This is a genomic window from Actinoplanes sp. NPDC020271 (assembly GCF_044388125.1).
Classification (GTDB): Bacteria; Actinomycetota; Actinomycetes; order Mycobacteriales; family Micromonosporaceae; genus Actinoplanes.
On record NZ_JBIRWQ010000001.1, the window covers coordinates 798831 to 814624 of the forward strand.

The window sequence follows — 15794 nt, forward strand, 5'->3', positions numbered from 1 at the left end:
GGAACCGTCGACTTCTCCGTCGGCGCCCAGGCCGCCGGGTCGTGGGCGGACTCCCGGTAGGTGTTGACGGAGGACCCGGCCGTGCCGGTGAACCAGTACAGACTGGCGTTGGTGAGCAGCAGGTCGAGCCCGGCCGCATCCTCGGGCCGGGCTGCCGCCGGGTCGGTCCACTCCTGGAATTTCTCGACGATCCAGGCGAGCGGCCCGGCCGCACGAGGCGCCCGGGCCGCGGCGAGCAGGCCGTCCGCAACAACGAAGCCATCCTGACGGCGGCTCGCGGGCGCTGGCCGAAGACCTGATCACGGGTTTCCGGAACCGCCCACGGAGATCGCCCCGGAGGGCTTCGCGTTCAGGGCCGGCCACGGCCCTGCGAAGCCCGCAGGGGTCCCCGCGGGAGCGACGATCCGGACCACAGCGGAGACAGGACCTCAAGAATTTGATCGCGAATGTCGGTCAGCGGAAGCAAGAGGGCGGCGAGAAACCCGCCGCCCTCTGACCGAAGAAGATCAGTGCCCGTTGAACGCGTCCCGCATCCGGGAGAAGAAGCCGCCCTGCTTGCTCAGCTCAGCCACGTCCTCCCCGCGCGTCTTGGCGAAGTCGCGCAGCATCCGCTCCTGGTCCGCGGTGAGCTTGGTCGGCGTCTTCACGTCCAGGTGGACGAAGAGGTCACCGCGGCCCTGACCGCGCAGGTGGGGCACGCCCTTGCCCCGGATGCGGAGCGTCGAGGCCGGTTGTGTACCCGGCTTGACCTCGATGTTCTCCTCGCCGTCGAGCGTCTTGATGGTCATCCGGGTGCCGAGCGCGGCGGCTGTCATCGGCAGCGTGACCCGGCAGTGGAGATCGTCGCCCTTGCGGGAGTAGACGTCGTGCGGCCGCTCGTGGATCTCCACGTAGAGGTCGCCGGCGGTGCCGCCGCCCGGGCCGACCTCGCCCTGCTGGGCCAGGCGGATGCGCATGCCGTCCTCGACACCGGCCGGGATCTTGACCGTCAGTGATCGGCGGGTGCGGATCCGGCCGTCGCCGGCGCAGGTCGGGCACGGGCTCGGGATGGTCGTGCCGTGGCCCTGGCAGTTCTGGCACGGGCGCGACGAGACGACCTGGCCGAGGAACGTGCGCTGCACCGACTGCACCTCGCCGCGGCCACCGCAGACCTCGCAGGTGGCCAGGTGGGTGCCGGGCGCGGTGCCGGCGCCGGAACACTGGGTGCAGAGCACCGCGGTGTCGACGGTGATCGGCGCCTCGACGCCGAACGCGGTCTCCACCAGGTCGAGCTCGAGCCGCAGGATGGCGTCGGCGCCGGGACGGGTGCGCGGGCGCGGGCCACGGCTGCCGCCGCCGGCCGCCGTGCCGAAGAACGCGTCCATGATGTCCTGGAAGCCGACGAACGGGCCGGCGCCGCCGGGACCGCCACCGGGCGCGCCGCCGCCGGGCGCGAGCGGGTCACCGCCCAGGTCGACGATCTGCCGCTTCTGGTCGTCGGACAGGACCTCGTACGCCGCGTTGATGTCCTTGAACTTCTCGTGCGCCTCCGGATCGGGGTTGACGTCCGGATGGTACTGCCGAGCCAGTTTGCGGTAGGCGCGCTTGATCTCGTCATCGGTGGCTTCCCGGCTCACGCCGAGAATTCCGTAGTAGTCCTTGGCCACGGGGTTTGGAGTCCTCAATGTCTGCGCGGATCCGTCAATTCTGTGCCAACAGGTCGCCAACGTAGCGTGCCACTGCACGAACCGTAGCGATGGTGCCGGGGTAGTCCATCCGGGTCGGCCCCAGCACGCCGAGCCCACCAACGATCGTGGCCCCCGGTCCGTAACCGGTGCTGACCACGGACGCCGAGCGGAGGTTGTCGATCTCGTTCTCGTCGCCGATCCGGACCCGGGTGGTGCTGGGCTCGAGATCACCGATCAGCTTGAGCAGGATGACCTCCTCCTCCAGCGCTTCGAGAACGGGACGTAGCGTGCCCTGAAAGTCCAGCACACCGCCGCGGGTCAGGTTGGCGGTCCCGGCGAGTGCGAGGCGCTCCTCACTCCGCTCGACCAGAGTCTCCAGCAGCACGGTGGCGAGGCAGACCATGTCGCCGCGGCGCTCGGGGGCGCACTCCTCGACGAGTTTCTCCACCAGGGGTGGGGCATCCACAAGCTTCTGACCGGCCAACTTCTCGTTGACGCGGCGCCGCAGATCCCACACGTCGCCTTCCGGGACCGGGGCCGGCATCTCGACCAGGCGCTGCTCGACGCGACCGGTGTCGGTGATCATGACGAGCATCAGCCGGGTGGTGGAGATCGGCACCAGTTCCAGGTGGCGGACCGCGGACCGCGACAGGCTCGGATACTGCACCACCGCGACCTGGCGGGTCAGGGTGGCGAGCAGGCGGACCGTGCGATGCACCACATCGTCGAGGTCGACGACGCCGACCATGAAGCGCTCGATCGCCCGGCGCTCGGCCGGGCTGAGCGGCTTGATCCTGGTCAGACGGTCGACGAACAGCCGATAACCGGCGTCGGTGGGCACCCGGCCGGCACTGGTGTGCGGCTGCCGGATGTAGCCCTCCTCCTCCAGCACGGCCATGTCGTTGCGAACCGTGGCCGGCGACACACCCAGCTGATGGCGCTCGACCAGCGCCTTCGAGCCCACGGGCTCGTGCGTCTTCACGTAGTCCTCGACGATGGCCCGCAGAACCTCGAGCTTGCGGTCATCCAGACTCATCTGACCCCTCCCCCGGATCGCAGCCCCTGGCACTCCTGCGGACAGAGTGCCAGTCTACGTCGCCACTGGCTGCAGCGCGATGATCGAAAGGACGGATGGTCGAACCGAAAAAAGTTCAGGCCAGCACATCGCGGATGACCGCGTCGGCCAGCAATCGCCCCCGCAAGGTCAGAACGAGCCGGCCGTCGTCGTAGGCACCCTGTTCCAGCAGGCCGTCGGCCAGCGCCTGGGCCGCCGCCGGCCCGTCGACCCGGTCCAGGCCGATGCCCTCGCGCAGCCGGACGCGCAACATCACGTCCTCGACGTGCCGATCCTCCGCGGTCAGCAGTTCCCGGCCATGACCGGGAGAGACAAAATCATTCAGGCGATTCGCGTACGCCGTCGGATGCTTCACATTCCACCACCGCACCCCGCCCACGTGGCTGTGCGCGCCCGGCCCGAGGCCCCACCAGTCAGCGCCGGTCCAGTAGAGCAGGTTGTGCCGGCACTCACCGCCCGGCTTCGCCCAGTTCGACACCTCGTACCACCGGAAGCCGGCTCCGGTCAGTTTCTCCTCGGCGGCCAGATAGCGGTCGGCGGCCACGTCGTCGGAGGGGTAGGGCAGTTCGCCGCGGCGCATCCGCACGGCCATCCGGGTGCCGTCCTCGACGATCAGCGCGTACGCACTGACGTGGTCCACCCCGGCGTCGACCACGGTCTGCAGGGAACGGTCGAAGTCCTCCGCCGTCTCGCCCGGCGTGCCGTAGATCAGATCGAGGTTGACGTGCTCGAACCCGGCTTCACGGGCCTCCAGCGCGGCCTGGGGTGCGCGGCCGGCGGTGTGCTTGCGGTCGAGGACGCGCAGGACGTGCTCGGAGGACGACTGCATGCCGAGCGAGATGCGCGTCAGACCGGCCGCCCTGAGCGCCTTCAGAGCCGGCAGATCCACCGACTCCGGATTGGCCTCCGTCGTGACCTCGGCATCCGCCGCCAGCCCCCAGGTCCGGTCGATCCCTTCGATGATCTTGCCGAGGTCACCGGGGCTGAGCAGGGTCGGTGTCCCGCCGCCGATGAACACCGTGTCCACCCGCCGTGGCTGGATCACCTTGGCGGCCAGGTCCAACTCGCGCAGCAACGTGTCCGCATACTCGTCGCGGCTCGCGCCACCGCCCAGCTCGGCGGCGGTGTACGTGTTGAAGTCGCAATATCCGCAGCGGCTCGCGCAGAACGGCACGTGGACGTAGACGGCGAAGCCGTTCGCCCCCACGTCACGGATCGCGTCGTCGGGTAGGGACCCGTCCGCGGGTACGGGTTCGCCATCGGGGAGTGCGCCGGCCATCTCTCAAGTCTGCCTTAGGGTTCCGGCATGAATCTGGTCCGTACCGTCACCGACGCCGGGGTGACCACCCTCACGCTGGACAGCCCGTCGAACCGCAACGCCCTGTCCCGCGCCCTGATCACCGAACTGCTGGCCGCGCTGGCCGCCGCGGCCGACGCCCCGGAGACCCGGGTGGTGGTGCTCTCCCACACCGGCCCGGTCTTCTGCTCCGGCGCCGACCTGAAGGAGACCGCCGCCACCAGGCCGGGCGAGCGGCTGCCGGTCGAGCTGATGGCCGATCTGCTCGCCGCGATCTGGGACTTCCCGAAGCCGGTGATCGTCCGGGTCGGCGGGCCGGCCCGCGCCGGTGGCCTGGGGCTGATCGGCGCGGCCGACCTCGCGGTCTGCACCCGGTCGGCCACGTTCGCGTTCACCGAGGTCCGGCTCGGGGTGATCCCCGCCGTGATCAGCGCCACCGTGCTCCCCCGGCTGGCGCCGCGTCCCGCGGCCGAGCTCTACCTGACCGGCGACGTCTTCGACGGGCGCCGGGCCGCCGAGATCGGCCTGGTCACCGCCGCGGTGCCGGACGAGGAACTGGACGCGGCGGTGGCCGGCTACTGCGCGTCGCTGATCCGCGGTGGCCCGCTCGCGCTGGCCGGCACGAAGCGACTGCTGCGGCGTACGCGCTCCGCCTCGATCCGGGCCGAGCTGGCGGAACTGAGTGACCTTTCCGCGGGATATTTCACCTCGCCGGAGGGCCGCGAGGGTGTTTCCGCACGTCAGGAGAAGCGCGACCCCGACTGGGTGCCGGAACAGTCATGACGATCTAGATGCGTGGGGTGTCTAGGCTTGGCTTTCGGTCTCGAAGGGAGTGCGGCGCTTGAAGACAGCGGTCGGTGTGCTCGTCTCGCTCGTCCTCATCGCCGTGGTCAGCGTGATCGTCGTCCTGCACCGTGACCCCGGCTCGATCACCCTGCCGGTGCTCGGGCCGGAGTGCACGGTCGGTCCCGAGGGCGAGGTCACCCTCGACCTGGCCCAGATGGCCAACGCGGCGACGATCGCCGCGGTCGGCGTGCGCAAGGAGATGCCCGAGCAGGCCGTGGTCGTCGCGCTCGCCACCGCCCTGCAGGAGTCCAAGCTGGAGAACCTGGACGGTGGCGACCGCGACTCGGTCGGCCTGTTCCAGCAGCGTCCGAGCAAGGGCTGGGGCACGGTCGAGCAGATCAAGGACCCGCGGTACGCGGCCGGCAAGTTCTACACCGCCCTCAAGAAGGTCAAGGGCTGGGACAAGATGCGGGTCACCGACGCGGCGCAGAAGGTGCAGCGCTCGGCCTACCCGAACGCTTACGAGAAGTGGGCCGACGAGGCGAAGGTGCTGGCCGAGGCACTGGTCGGCAACGCCACCGGCGCGGTCGCCTGCCGGGTCACCGGTGATCCGGCGCTGCGGGGCACGGCCGCGGCGGCCGCCCTGATGGCCGGGCTCAAGCTGGACTGGGGCAAGAAGCTGGACTTCGCGAGTGAGCAGGCGGCCGGGCTGACGCTGGCGGTCAGCAACACCAGCTCCGGCTGGCGGTACGCGCACTGGCTCGTCTCGCACGCTTCGGCCACCGGCCTCGAACGGGTACGTTTCGGCGACCTGGAGTGGCACGCCCCGGACGGGAAGTGGCAGCAAGTAACCACGCCGGGCGCTCCGGACAACCGCCGGGTCGTCGCCGAAGTCTTCAACTGACCCCTACGTTCCGCAACTATCGGTGACTTTCGGTAATTCACCCCACCGGGAGCCGACATTGCGCTGCGTATACATCGACATGGACAGTCAGCAACCACCCTGGTACTAAGTAGGGCGTGTTCTGGGGAGCGCTCGAATGGATCCTGCTGGGAGCGGGGGGCGTCGGCGCGATCATCTTCGGTGTGCGCCGTCATCGACCGGCGCGTAAGGCGCCGTGGTGGCTGCTCGCCGCGTCCCTGGCTGCCCTCTGCGCAGGCGACGTCTGTTACTCGTACCGGGTGATGGGTCTGGCCGACATCTTCTACCTGCTGATGTTCGGCCTCACCGCGCTGTGCCTGCTGCAGTTCACCCGCGGCGGCGCGTTGCTGGGCGACCGGGCGCGGCTGATCGACCTGCTGGCCGCCGGGTGCACGACGCTGCTCGTGGTCTGGGTCTTCGTGATCGGGTCGGACCGGCTGCACACCGTCTCGGCCACCGACGTGATCGGCGACCTGCTGCTGGTCGCGGTGGCCGGCCGGCTGGTCGCGGCCGACCGGCGCAACGTCGCGGCCTGGCTGCTGCTGACCGGTGCGGCCGGGATGCTGATCGGCGACACGGTCTATCCGGTGATCACCAACGGGCTGACCGAGTCCGCGTTCGTGGTGCTCTACGTCTGCTGGGGCCTGTCCGCGCTGCACCCGTCGATGGTCCGGCTGACCGAACCGGCGCCGGGCCGGCCCAGCCCCTGGAAGTTCCGGTGGTCGCTGCTGCTCGCGCTGGCCGCCTGCACCCCGCCCACGGTGTTGCTGATCGAGGCGCTGCGCGGCGACGTCCAGGACGGCGTGGTGATCGCCATCACCGGCGCGGTCACGCTGCTGCTCACCATCACCCGGCTCGGCGACGCGATTCGTCAGCACAGCCAGGCCCTGAGCCGCGAGCAGGGCCTGCGGGCCGCCACCGCGGCGCTGGTCGCGACCGCCGACCGGCCGGCCGTCGACGCCGCGGTGCGGGCGGCCGTCACCCGGCTGCTGCCGCCGGCCTCGGTGCGCCGGGTCTCGCTCGCCGACGAGCTGTCCCCGGCCGAGTCTCCGCCGGCCCCGGCCGGTCCGACGGCCCGCAGCTGGTGGCTGAGCGCCGCCGATCCGGACGACCGGACGCTGGTCTGCCCGCTGCGCCTGGAGCCGCTCGACGTGGCCCGCCCCAGCGGCGGTGCGCTGATCATCACCGGTCGCCGGGAAGATCTCGTTGCCGGGCACGACGCGCTGGAGGTGCTGGCCGGTCAGGCCGCGCTCGCGCTGGACCGGATCACGCTGGTCGAGGCGGTCGGCCGCCGGGACAGCGACCTGTACCTACGAGCTGTGATTCATAACACAGCCGAGCTGATGGCGGTGATCGACGCCGATCAGCGGATCCGCTACTCCAGCCCGGCGCTGCGCGACGCGCTCGGCCAGACCGAACTGCCGCCGCTCGCCACCCTCGACGAACTGGTCCACCCGGACGACCGGGCCCGGGTCCGCAACGCGCTGCGCTCCCATGGCGACGGCACCGTGCACTGCGCTCTGCAGCGCGCCGACCAGAGCCAGGTGCTGGTCGAACTCACCTACCGGGACCTGCGCGAAGACCGTCTGGTGCAAGGGCTCGTCGTGACCATGCGCGACATCACCCGCAACCACGATCCGGCCGAGCTGCACCCGTACACCGAGCACCCGGCCGAGATGCCGGCCTGGGTGAACCGCCGCAGCGCCCAGCAACGCTTCCGCTATTAGTGCGGTTCGCCACCACGCCACCTCGCCACGCGCACCCGGTGGCATCTCCGGGAACGGCGAAGACCATTTCCCTCGTACGCGGGAAATGGTCTTCGTGACATGAAGAAGCGCCCGGCCTCGGGGGAGGCCAGGCGCTTCCGCGTGTTTCTCGGTGCCTTATCGGGTCAGGCCACGACGGCCGGCGACACCGACGGTCAGGGCGACACCGATGGCGGCCAGAACGACCTGGAAGAAGAACTCGATCCAGTCGAAGCCGTTGGTGTCAGCGACACCGAACGCCCGGGCCAGAACGGTGCCCAGCAGCGCGGCGACGACACCGATGACCATGGTCAGCCAGATCGGGATGTTCTGCTTGCCGGGTACGACCAGGCGACCCAGCGCACCGATGATCAGACCGACGATAAGGGCGGTGATGATGCCGGTGACAGTCATGGAAGGTCCTCCTCGGGGGCGGTACTTGTTCGGTTGCGTCCGTCGAGCAACAGAGTTCCCGACCCCTCGAGAAATCAAACCGCCCTATTTTTTGGCGGCTTTCGGATCGGCCGCCTCGTTGGTGGAGAGCGCGGCGATGAAGGCCTCCTGAGGCACCTCCACGCGGCCCACCATCTTCATCCGCTTCTTGCCCTCTTTCTGCTTCTCGAGCAGCTTGCGCTTGCGGCTGATGTCACCGCCGTAGCACTTCGCGAGCACGTCCTTGCGGATCGCGCGGATCGTCTCGCGGGCGATGATCCGGGAGCCGATGGCCGCCTGGATCGGCACCTCGAACTGCTGCCGCGGGATGAGTTTCTGCAGCTTGGCGGCGATGTTCGTGCCGTACGAGTAGGCGTTGTCCTTGTGCACGATCGCGCTGAACGCGTCCACCGGCTCGCCGTGCAGCAGGATGTCGACCTTGACCAGGTCAGCCACCTGCTCACCGGAGGGCTCGTAGTCCAGCGAGGCGTATCCCTTGGTCTTGCTCTTCAACTGGTCGAAGAAGTCGAAGATGATCTCGGCGAGGGGCAGCGTGTACCGCAACTCCACCCGCTCGGAGGACAGGTACTCCATGCCGAGCAGGCTGCCGCGGCGGCTCTGGCAGAGCTCCATGACGGCACCGACGTAGTCGTTCGGCACCAGAACTGTGGCGCGCACCACAGGCTCATGGATCTCGGCGATCTTGCCGGCCGGGAACTCGCTCGGGTTGGTGACCGTCTGCTCCTTCCCGTCCTCGGTGACCACCTGGTAGACCACGTTCGGCGCGGTGGAGATCAGATCCAGGCCGAACTCGCGCTCCAGGCGCTCCCCGATGATCTCCAGGTGCAGCAGGCCCAGGTAGCCGACGCGGAAACCGAAGCCCAGCGCGGCCGACGTCTCCGGCTCGTAGGTCAGAGCGGCGTCGTTGAGCTTCAGCTTGTCCAGCGCGTCCCGCAGCGCCGGGTAGTCCGAGCCGTCGATCGGGTACAGACCCGAGTAGACCATCGGCTTCGGGTCCTTGTAGCCGCCCAGCGCGTTCTTGGCCGGTCGATTGTTGCCGGTGACGGTGTCGCCGACCTTCGACTGGCGCACGTCCTTCACGCCGGTGATCAGGTAGCCCACCTCGCCGACGCCGAGCGCGCCGGCCTTCTCCATCTCCGGCGAGGCGACGCCCAGCTCCAGCAGCTCGTGCACGGCGCCGGTGGACATCATCTTGATCTTGTCGCGGGCCTGGATCCGACCGTCGATCACCCGGACGTACGTGACCACGCCGCGATACACGTCGTAGACCGAGTCGAAGATCATCGCGCGGGCCGGGCCGTCCGGGTCGCCGACCGGCGGCTTGAACTGCCGCACGATCTCGTCCAGCAGGTGATCCACACCCACCCCGGTCTTGCCGGAGACCCGCAGCACGTCGGTCGGCTCGACACCGATCAGCTTGGCCAGCTCCTCGGCATACTTCTCGGGCTGGGCGGCCGGCAGGTCGATCTTGTTGAGCACCGGGATGATGTGCAGGTCGTTCTCCATCGCCAGATACAGGTTGGCGAGGGTCTGCGCCTCGATCCCCTGCGCGGCGTCGACCAGCAGAACCGCGCCCTCACAGGCGGCCAGGCTGCGGGAGACCTCATAGGTGAAGTCGACGTGGCCCGGGGTGTCGATCATGTTGAGGACGGCGGTGTCGCCCTGGTTGTCGCCCTCGCGGACGGTCCAGGGCATGCGCACGGCCTGCGACTTGATGGTGATGCCGCGCTCACGCTCGATGTCCATCCGGTCCAGGTACTGCGCGCGCATCTGACGCGGGTCGACCACCCCGGTGATCTGCAGCATCCGGTCGGCCAGCGTCGACTTGCCGTGGTCGATGTGGGCGATGATGCAGAAGTTGCGGATGCGGCTGGGATCGGTCGATCCGATCACGTTCACGCCGGGGTCGAGCGGTCCAGGCACGGTCGTCCGTTCTTCTCGGGCTGTCTCATCAGGCACCCGGAGCACCGGTCCCGGGCTGGTCCTCCGCTCCGGATCGCCGGCCTCAGGCCGGTCCTCCGGTTCCGGATCGCCGGCCTCGGGCTGGCCCTCCGTTCCGGAGCACCGGCCTCAGGCCGGCCCTCCGGTTCCGGATCGCCGGCTGAGGGGCCGGTGCTCCGGATCGAGGTGGCCGGCTGACACGCCGGCGCTTCCTATCGTCCCACGCCCGGCCGGGCAGGTCTGATCACACCCGTTCGAGCGGCCCGGGCAGACCCGGCGGCAGCTCCACCGAGACCGGATCCCCGGGACGAATCGCGCCACCCCGCAGCACGACGCCCATCACCCCGGCCCGGCGGACCACGTTGCCGGCCTCGTCCTGGCCGAGGACCTCCTTCAGCAGGCCCGGCCGGAACTTGTTGATCTGCGCGCACGGATTCCGCAGCCCGGCGATCACCACCGCCGCCCGGGGATCGGCGCCGCGGCCGGCGTCGCGCTCCACTGCCTCAGCCACGGCGGCGGCCGCCCGAGCCGTGGGCTCGTCCAGCGTCGTCGCAGCCGCCGCGGCGAGCACAGCCCGCACCGGATGCTGCTCGGGCTCGGTCACGGTCTCGGTCACCGCCTCGGATCCGGTCACCGCCACGGGCTCGGTCACCGCCACGGGCTCGGTTCCGGACGGCGTGCTGCCGGGCGTTGGTGCCGGGCCGAAGCGCAGGACCGTGCCACGCGGCAGGGCGAGCAGGTCGAGGCCGCGGGTCGTCACGTTCTCGCCGAGGCCACCGGCGGCCACCTCGAACCCCTTCCCGGCCACCTCGTCGAAGAGCTCGGCCTGGATCAGGTGTACCTGCCGCAGGTTCGGCTGACTCGGGTCGGCCCGCACCCGGGCCCGGTGCCGCACCCTCACCCCGGCGTGGATGTCGCCCTCCACGCCCAGGCCCGCGACCAGGACGATCTCGGCCCGGCTCGGCTTGGTGAACGTGTAGGCGTCATTCCGGCTGACCGCAGCCACAGTTCCCGCATCACCACTCATGCCCCGAGTCTCGCCAACCACCGCCTCCCGTCTCGACCCGGTTTCCCACCTCCCGAACGTTGCGACGCCGCCGAGCTCAGCTCACCGAACGCCCGGGCCCTCGCCAACTCGACCCCCGCCCAGCTCAGCCCTCGCCCGGGCCGGTCGGTCAATCCGGCGGCTCGAGGAACAGCGCGGACAGTTTCGGCAGACGGCGACGCATCTCGTCCTCGTTGTCGAAGTCCCACAACTCGTCGACCGCGGGCCGGGTGCGGGCGGTCTCACCGGCGGGCAGCGGCTGACCGGTGGCCTGCTCATAGGCCCGGGCCGCGATGCCGAGCACCTCCTCGGCCTCGAAGACGGCGCCGGTGTCCGCCGCTGCCTTGATCACCAGCACGTTGGCCAGCACGTCGGGCGACTGGACCGCGGCGGCCACCGCTTTCCGGCCGTGTGCGATGAGCCAGCCCCGGAACGCGTCGAAGCCGGCCTCGTCGGCCCCGCTGTTGATCAGATAGGCCGCGGCCCAGAGATCTTCCGTCCCGGAGGCGGCCATCACCCTGTCCAGGTGACGGCCCCAGGCGACGATCTCCTCCGGATCGCACGTGACCAGCTCGGCGACGGCACGCTCGGCCACCTCGGCCGGGGACGCCGGCTTCGACGCGGTCGCACGGTCGATGACCGCCCAGAAATCGTCGGTTCGCATGCCGCGATCCTGCCAGTGACCTACGACAGTTCTGCGGAGGCGGTCACGGCAGGATGGGGACATGCGGCCGATCACCCTTCCCGAGGTCCCGTACGACTCCACCGCCGTACGCCCGGATTGGTCTGATCTGCCGGAAAGCGTGCGCAAAGTGATCACCGCGCGTCTCGGCTCCGCGGTCTCCGCCGCGCGCAGCGCCGGCGGCGGTTTCACCCGGGCCTTCGCCGCCGTCCTCGAAACCGAGGCGGGGACCAGCGCGTTCGTCAAGGCGGCGCCGCTGAGCGACCCGGCCTCCCAGTGGTACGCGCGGGAGGCGGCCGTCACCGCGACCCTGCCGCCGGAGGTGACCGCGGCCCGGCCGCTCTGGACGCTGACCGATTCTGGCTGGTTCGTGCTGGCGCTGAAGACGATCGACGGACGGGTCCCGGCACTCCCCTGGACCCAGGCCGATCTCGACGCCACGCTGCGCACCTGGTCGGCGGCGGCCACCGCGCTCGCCTACCCGTCGCCGCGCGCGCTGGAGATCGGCCTGCCCGCGCTGCCCGACATCCTCCGCGGCGAGATGTCATGGTGGTCACAGATCGCCAAGCGCCGCGCGCCGATGCCCGAACCCGCCCGTGACACGCTCGCCCCGAGCCGCCTCACCGAGCTGGCCGCGCTCGAACGCGCCCTGCCCGCCCTCGCCGCCGGCGACGCGATGATGCACGGTGACCTGCGGCTCGACAACGTGCTGCTCGACCAGGACGGCCGCGCCTGGCTCTGCGACTGGACCTGGCCGTGCCTGGGAGCGCCGTGGTTCGACACGGTCACGTTGCTGGTCAGCGCGTATGCCAGCGGGCTGGACACCGACGCGGTGCTGCGCGCGTGGGGCGCTCCGGACGACGGGGTGGACGGCGCGCTGGCTGCCCTGTCCGGGTATTGGCTGGTCCGTGCCGATGGCGGGCCGAGCAGCGCGTCGCCGCACAGCCGGCAGCACCAGCGGTTCAGCGGGCTCCAAGCGCTGGCCTGGCTCACCGAACGCCGCGGCTGGCCCGAAATGCCGGCAAAGCGCGGCTGGCTCCGCCGCTGACCGCCGTCCTGCCGCCCGCACCTCGGACTTCGCGATCCGCACCGCGCGCCCGGAACCACCCTCGGCACCAGCCATCAGCCGAGCCGCCTGCCGACCCGGGAAGCCCCTCAGGGCCGGCCCACCGGCCGCGGCCGGCCGCCAGCGGTGCTTCCCGCGCCCGAGACACCCCTCAGGGCCAGCCGGGCGGCCGCGGCCGCCTGCCAGCGGTGCTTCCCGCGCCCGAGACACCCCTCAGGGCCAGCCGGGCGGCCGCGGCCGGCTGCCAGCGGTGCTTCCCGCGGCGGGATGCACCCCTCGGCGCCAGCCGGGCACCAGGGCGCGGGGGCTGCCGGAGAGGCGCGGGGACGGAGCCGTTTTGGCGGCTCGGGGACGTGCTGGTAATCTGAATCCTCGCGTGTGATGACACGCTGTTGTTTCATGCACCGGCCTCGCCGGGTTGGGGACGGCTGCGCGGTAATCACTCGTTCAGACCATTTTTCCGAACTAGTCAGGACAAGGCTGTCGCGTGGCGAACATCAAGTCCCAGATCAAGCGCAACCGGCAGAACGAGAAGGCCCGTCTGCGCAACAAGTCGGTCAAGTCGTCGCTGAAGACGGTGATCCGCAAGCTTCACGAGGCGAGCGACGCCGGCAACACCGAGACGGCGACCACTCTTCTGCGTGACGCCTCGCGTCAGCTGGACAAGGCTGTCAGCAAGGGCGTCATCCACAAGAACCAGGCGGCCAACCGTAAGTCGGCCATCGCCAAGAAGATCGCCTCGCTGTCCGCCTGATCCTCGTCGGATCAGATCGGCGGCCGCACGGAAGCGGCCGCCGGTTCCGCCCGCCGGCGGGCGGGCAGAACGAACGAAACCGGGCATCGCTGGACTGTCAAGGTCCGCGCGGTGCCCGGTTCGTTTCATTTCCCGGTACGTCGTGAGCCCGCGCCCACTCAACGCTGAGCGCCCTCACCGACGTGCTCCGGCCACGCGCCTTGCGGCCAGTGAAACCGCGTGCTTCGCGGTCCGCTGAGACCACGCCCCAGCCCGCTGAACACGCGCCACCGGGCCGGTCGGAACCGTGCGCCTCCAGCCCCGCCGGAGCCGCGGCCTCAGCCCACCGAGACTGCGCCCTCGGCCCACCGGAACCGCGCCCTCAGCCCACCGAGACTGCGCCCTCGGCCCACCGGAACCGCGCCCTCAGCCCACCGAGAACTGCGCCCTCGGCCCACCGGAACCGCGCCCTCAGCCCACCGAGAACTGCGCCCTCGGCCCACCGGAACCGCGCCCCCAGCCCACCGAGAACTGCGCCCTCGGCCCGCTGAAACCGCCCCACGGCAGGCTCGTCACAAAAGCACCCCGGAAAACTGACATGTAGCGCCATGCCGGAATGCGTCAGCCGGGTATCAAGTCGACGGACATGACATCGACCACTCCGGCCGAGCGCCCCACCAAAGCACACGACAACCCGAGCGCGCCCATAGTCGACCCTCGGCCACGGAGTCGAGGCTGCCATGACCGTACGGCGAAATCGGGTGTGAAAACGCTATTCGTAGCGCCGCATCGCGGACTGTCGCGCCATCTGCTGGCGAACGTCGAGATCCTGCGACCACGGACGCCGCACCGGGGCGGTGTTGACGACCATCCCCTGGTCGGACGGCATTTCCGGCGAGGCGGAGCGGCGACCGTAACCGTTTTCCGGCGGGAACCAGACCACCCCGGTGGACCGCGCCCCGGTGTCGACCGGCGGCGGGACGACCGGCGTCCGCACGCGTGCCGGCGCTGCCCACTCCGCCGAACCGTGCGGCCACTCGGCGGCATGCGGGCGGTGGGTGTGCCGTTTCCGCGAGACGGCGGCGCGGGCCGCGACCGGCTCGGCGATCGGGGCCGGGGGTGCGAGCCAGCCGGCCACCAGGTCGTTGAATTTCACCATCACCGCGACGGCGGCCGGCAGGACGAGCACGCCCCACCAGCTGACCAGCTCGGCGAGCGCGAGCAGGACGCCGAGGGCGAACGCGCCTTCGAGGAAGACGAAGCAGAGCAGCCCGCCGAGGCTGAGGTGGCGCAGGCGCAGCGCGCGGGCGTAGAGCGGCTGGTGGGCGGCACCGGCCCGGCGCGAACGAACTGTCCTGGTCATCGTGTGCCACCGCCTCGCCGTGCCGTGGCCACCGCGAAGACGGCCTGCTCGAGCGCATAGCCCCGGTCCTCGGCGCCGCCCTTGACGGCGGCGTTGCAGTCGGCGGCGGCGCGCATCGCGTCGACCAGGCCATCGGGCGTCCAGCCGCGGCTGCGCTCCTGGGCCCGCTGGATCTTCCAGGCCGGCATGCCGAGCGTGCCGGCCAGCTGATAGGGGTTGCCCTTGCCGGCCGAGGCGACCCGCGCGACGGTCCGCACGCCGTCGGCGATGGCGTCGGCGATCGGCACCGGGTCGACACCGACGTGCAGCGCCCAGCGCAGCGCTTCCAGCGCGCCCGGCAGGTCGCCGATCATCGCCGCGTCGGCCACGGTGAAGCCGCTGACCTCGGCGCGGCCCTTGTAGTAGCGCGCGACGACCGCCTCGGTCACCTTGCCGTCGGTGTCGGCGATCAGCTGCGAGCAGGCCGCCGCGATCTCCCGCAGGTCGTTGCCGACCGAGGCGAGCAGCGCGGACGCGGCCGCCTCGTCGCACCGGCCGCCGGCCCGGCGGAACTCGTCGCGGACGAAGGCGATCCGCTCCCGGTCGCCTTTGAGTTTCATCGCCGGGACGACGGTGGCCCCGGCTTTCTGCAGGCCGTCGGCGAACGGCTTGCCCTTGGCGCCGCCCGGGTGGGTGACGATCAGCGTGACGTCGGGGTCGGGATTCTTCGCGTAGGCCAGCAGGGCGGCGACGAGCTCCTTGCGCGCGTCCTGCCCGTTGCGAAGGACGAGCGCGCGCCGGCCGCCGAACAGGGACGGGCTCAGCATCTCGGCGACCTCGCCGGCGCTGAGCTGACCGGCCTCATATTCCCGGACGTCGGCGCCGGGGTCGGCGGCACGCGCCGCGTCCACCGCCGCGGTGACGGCACGGGCGGCGAGGAGTTCCTCGTCGCCTTGGACGAGCAGCAACGAGGGCGGTGGCGCGGCGTTCACGCGTGCCATGTTCGCACGTCCCACTGACACTCCGGCGAGGCTCACTCT

At 70.7% G+C, this 15794-nt stretch carries 14 protein-coding genes and 1 pseudogene; 6 read left to right on the forward strand and 9 right to left on the reverse strand.

Features of this window, described 5'->3' with window-relative positions; genetic code table 11:
* Window positions 1-506: 506 nt before the first annotated feature.
* From dnaJ to hemW, 3 genes are all read right to left on the reverse strand, one after another.
* Window positions 507-1646 (reverse strand): molecular chaperone DnaJ, encoded by a 1140-nt coding sequence (gene dnaJ / locus ACH442_RS03545; protein WP_396120958.1) that lies wholly within the window; start codon window positions 1644-1646, stop codon window positions 507-509.
* 34 nt (window positions 1647-1680) lie between these two features.
* Window positions 1681-2703 (reverse strand): heat-inducible transcriptional repressor HrcA, encoded by a 1023-nt coding sequence (gene hrcA / locus ACH442_RS03550; RefSeq protein ID WP_396120959.1) that lies wholly within the window; start codon window positions 2701-2703, stop codon window positions 1681-1683.
* A 115-nt stretch (window positions 2704-2818) separates the two neighbouring features.
* Window positions 2819-4021 carry a radical SAM family heme chaperone HemW gene (gene hemW / locus ACH442_RS03555; protein WP_396120960.1) on the reverse strand — a complete coding sequence of 401 codons (1203 nt, stop codon included), beginning with the start codon at window positions 4019-4021 and terminating at the stop codon, window positions 2819-2821.
* A 27-nt stretch (window positions 4022-4048) separates the two neighbouring features.
* Here hemW and ACH442_RS03560 point away from each other — a divergent pair, with 27 nt between their 5' ends.
* From ACH442_RS03560 to ACH442_RS03570, 3 genes are all read left to right on the forward strand, one after another.
* Entirely contained in the window at window positions 4049-4822 is a 774-nt protein-coding gene (locus tag ACH442_RS03560; protein ID WP_396120961.1) for an enoyl-CoA hydratase-related protein, read from the forward strand.
* A gap of 49 nt (window positions 4823-4871) precedes the next feature.
* Window positions 4872-5729, forward strand: coding sequence for a hypothetical protein (locus ACH442_RS03565; RefSeq protein WP_396120962.1), 858 nt, complete (start codon window positions 4872-4874; stop codon window positions 5727-5729).
* A 116-nt stretch (window positions 5730-5845) separates the two neighbouring features.
* Window positions 5846-7474, forward strand: a complete 1629-nt coding sequence (locus tag ACH442_RS03570; protein WP_396120963.1) for a PAS domain S-box protein — start codon at window positions 5846-5848, stop codon at window positions 7472-7474.
* Between the two features lie 156 nt (window positions 7475-7630).
* Here ACH442_RS03570 and ACH442_RS03575 read toward each other — a convergent pair whose 3' ends face one another.
* From ACH442_RS03575 to ACH442_RS03590, 4 genes are all read right to left on the reverse strand, one after another.
* The gene (locus ACH442_RS03575; protein ID WP_396120964.1) at window positions 7631-7906 is read right to left on the reverse strand and encodes a GlsB/YeaQ/YmgE family stress response membrane protein; all 276 of its coding nucleotides are present in this window, start codon (window positions 7904-7906) and stop codon (window positions 7631-7633) included.
* 84 nt (window positions 7907-7990) lie between these two features.
* Window positions 7991-9868, reverse strand: coding sequence for a translation elongation factor 4 (gene lepA, locus ACH442_RS03580; RefSeq protein ID WP_396120965.1), 1878 nt, complete (start codon window positions 9866-9868; stop codon window positions 7991-7993).
* Between the two features lie 262 nt (window positions 9869-10130).
* Window positions 10131-10913, reverse strand: coding sequence for an MOSC domain-containing protein (locus tag ACH442_RS03585; RefSeq protein WP_396120966.1), 783 nt, complete (start codon window positions 10911-10913; stop codon window positions 10131-10133).
* 148 nt (window positions 10914-11061) lie between these two features.
* A complete protein-coding gene (locus ACH442_RS03590) occupies window positions 11062-11595 on the reverse strand; it encodes a DUF4240 domain-containing protein (RefSeq protein WP_396120967.1) in 534 nt (177 codons plus the stop codon).
* A gap of 61 nt (window positions 11596-11656) precedes the next feature.
* On the opposite strand from ACH442_RS03590, the gene ACH442_RS03595 reads away from it, so the two are divergent.
* The 3 genes from ACH442_RS03595 to ACH442_RS03605 all read left to right on the forward strand — a co-directional run bounded on the left by ACH442_RS03595 (window position 11657) and on the right by ACH442_RS03605 (window position 14009).
* Window positions 11657-12661, forward strand: a complete 1005-nt coding sequence (locus tag ACH442_RS03595; RefSeq protein WP_396120968.1) for a phosphotransferase family protein — start codon at window positions 11657-11659, stop codon at window positions 12659-12661.
* A gap of 505 nt (window positions 12662-13166) precedes the next feature.
* On the forward strand, window positions 13167-13433 hold the full coding sequence (rpsT, locus tag ACH442_RS03600) for a 30S ribosomal protein S20 (protein WP_203753767.1): 267 nt from the start codon (window positions 13167-13169) through the stop codon (window positions 13431-13433).
* 219 nt (window positions 13434-13652) lie between these two features.
* The gene (locus ACH442_RS03605; protein WP_396120969.1) at window positions 13653-14009 is read left to right on the forward strand and encodes a DUF1720 domain-containing protein; all 357 of its coding nucleotides are present in this window, start codon (window positions 13653-13655) and stop codon (window positions 14007-14009) included.
* Window positions 14010-14388: 379 nt separating this feature from the next.
* On the opposite strand, the pseudogene ACH442_RS03610 reads toward ACH442_RS03605, so the two are convergent.
* Together ACH442_RS03610 and holA are read right to left on the reverse strand one after the other, a co-directional pair.
* A pseudogene (locus ACH442_RS03610) lies at window positions 14389-14775 on the reverse strand (hypothetical protein); the annotation flags it as partial.
* Window positions 14772-15755, reverse strand: coding sequence for a DNA polymerase III subunit delta (gene holA / locus ACH442_RS03615; protein ID WP_396120970.1), 984 nt, complete (start codon window positions 15753-15755; stop codon window positions 14772-14774). The pseudogene ACH442_RS03610 and the gene holA, both read right to left, overlap by 4 nt.
* Between the last annotated feature and the right edge of the window lie 39 nt (window positions 15756-15794).

Bases quoted from the DNA above. Each gene is read 5' to 3' on its own strand.
- hrcA (WP_396120959.1), bottom strand. From the start codon at position 2,703: ATGAGTCTGGATGACCGCAAGCTCGAGGTTCTGCGGGCCATCGTCGAG.
- hemW (WP_396120960.1), bottom strand. From the start codon at position 4,021: ATGGCCGGCGCACTCCCCGATGGCGAACCCGTACCCGCGGACGGGTCC.
- ACH442_RS03560 (WP_396120961.1), top strand. From the start codon at position 4,049: ATGAATCTGGTCCGTACCGTCACCGACGCCGGGGTGACCACCCTCACG.
- ACH442_RS03575 (WP_396120964.1), bottom strand. From the start codon at position 7,906: ATGACTGTCACCGGCATCATCACCGCCCTTATCGTCGGTCTGATCATC.
- ACH442_RS03585 (WP_396120966.1), bottom strand. From the start codon at position 10,913: ATGAGTGGTGATGCGGGAACTGTGGCTGCGGTCAGCCGGAATGACGCC.
- ACH442_RS03590 (WP_396120967.1), bottom strand. From the start codon at position 11,595: ATGCGAACCGACGATTTCTGGGCGGTCATCGACCGTGCGACCGCGTCG.
- ACH442_RS03595 (WP_396120968.1), top strand. From the start codon at position 11,657: ATGCGGCCGATCACCCTTCCCGAGGTCCCGTACGACTCCACCGCCGTA.
- holA (WP_396120970.1), bottom strand. From the start codon at position 15,755: ATGGCACGCGTGAACGCCGCGCCACCGCCCTCGTTGCTGCTCGTCCAA.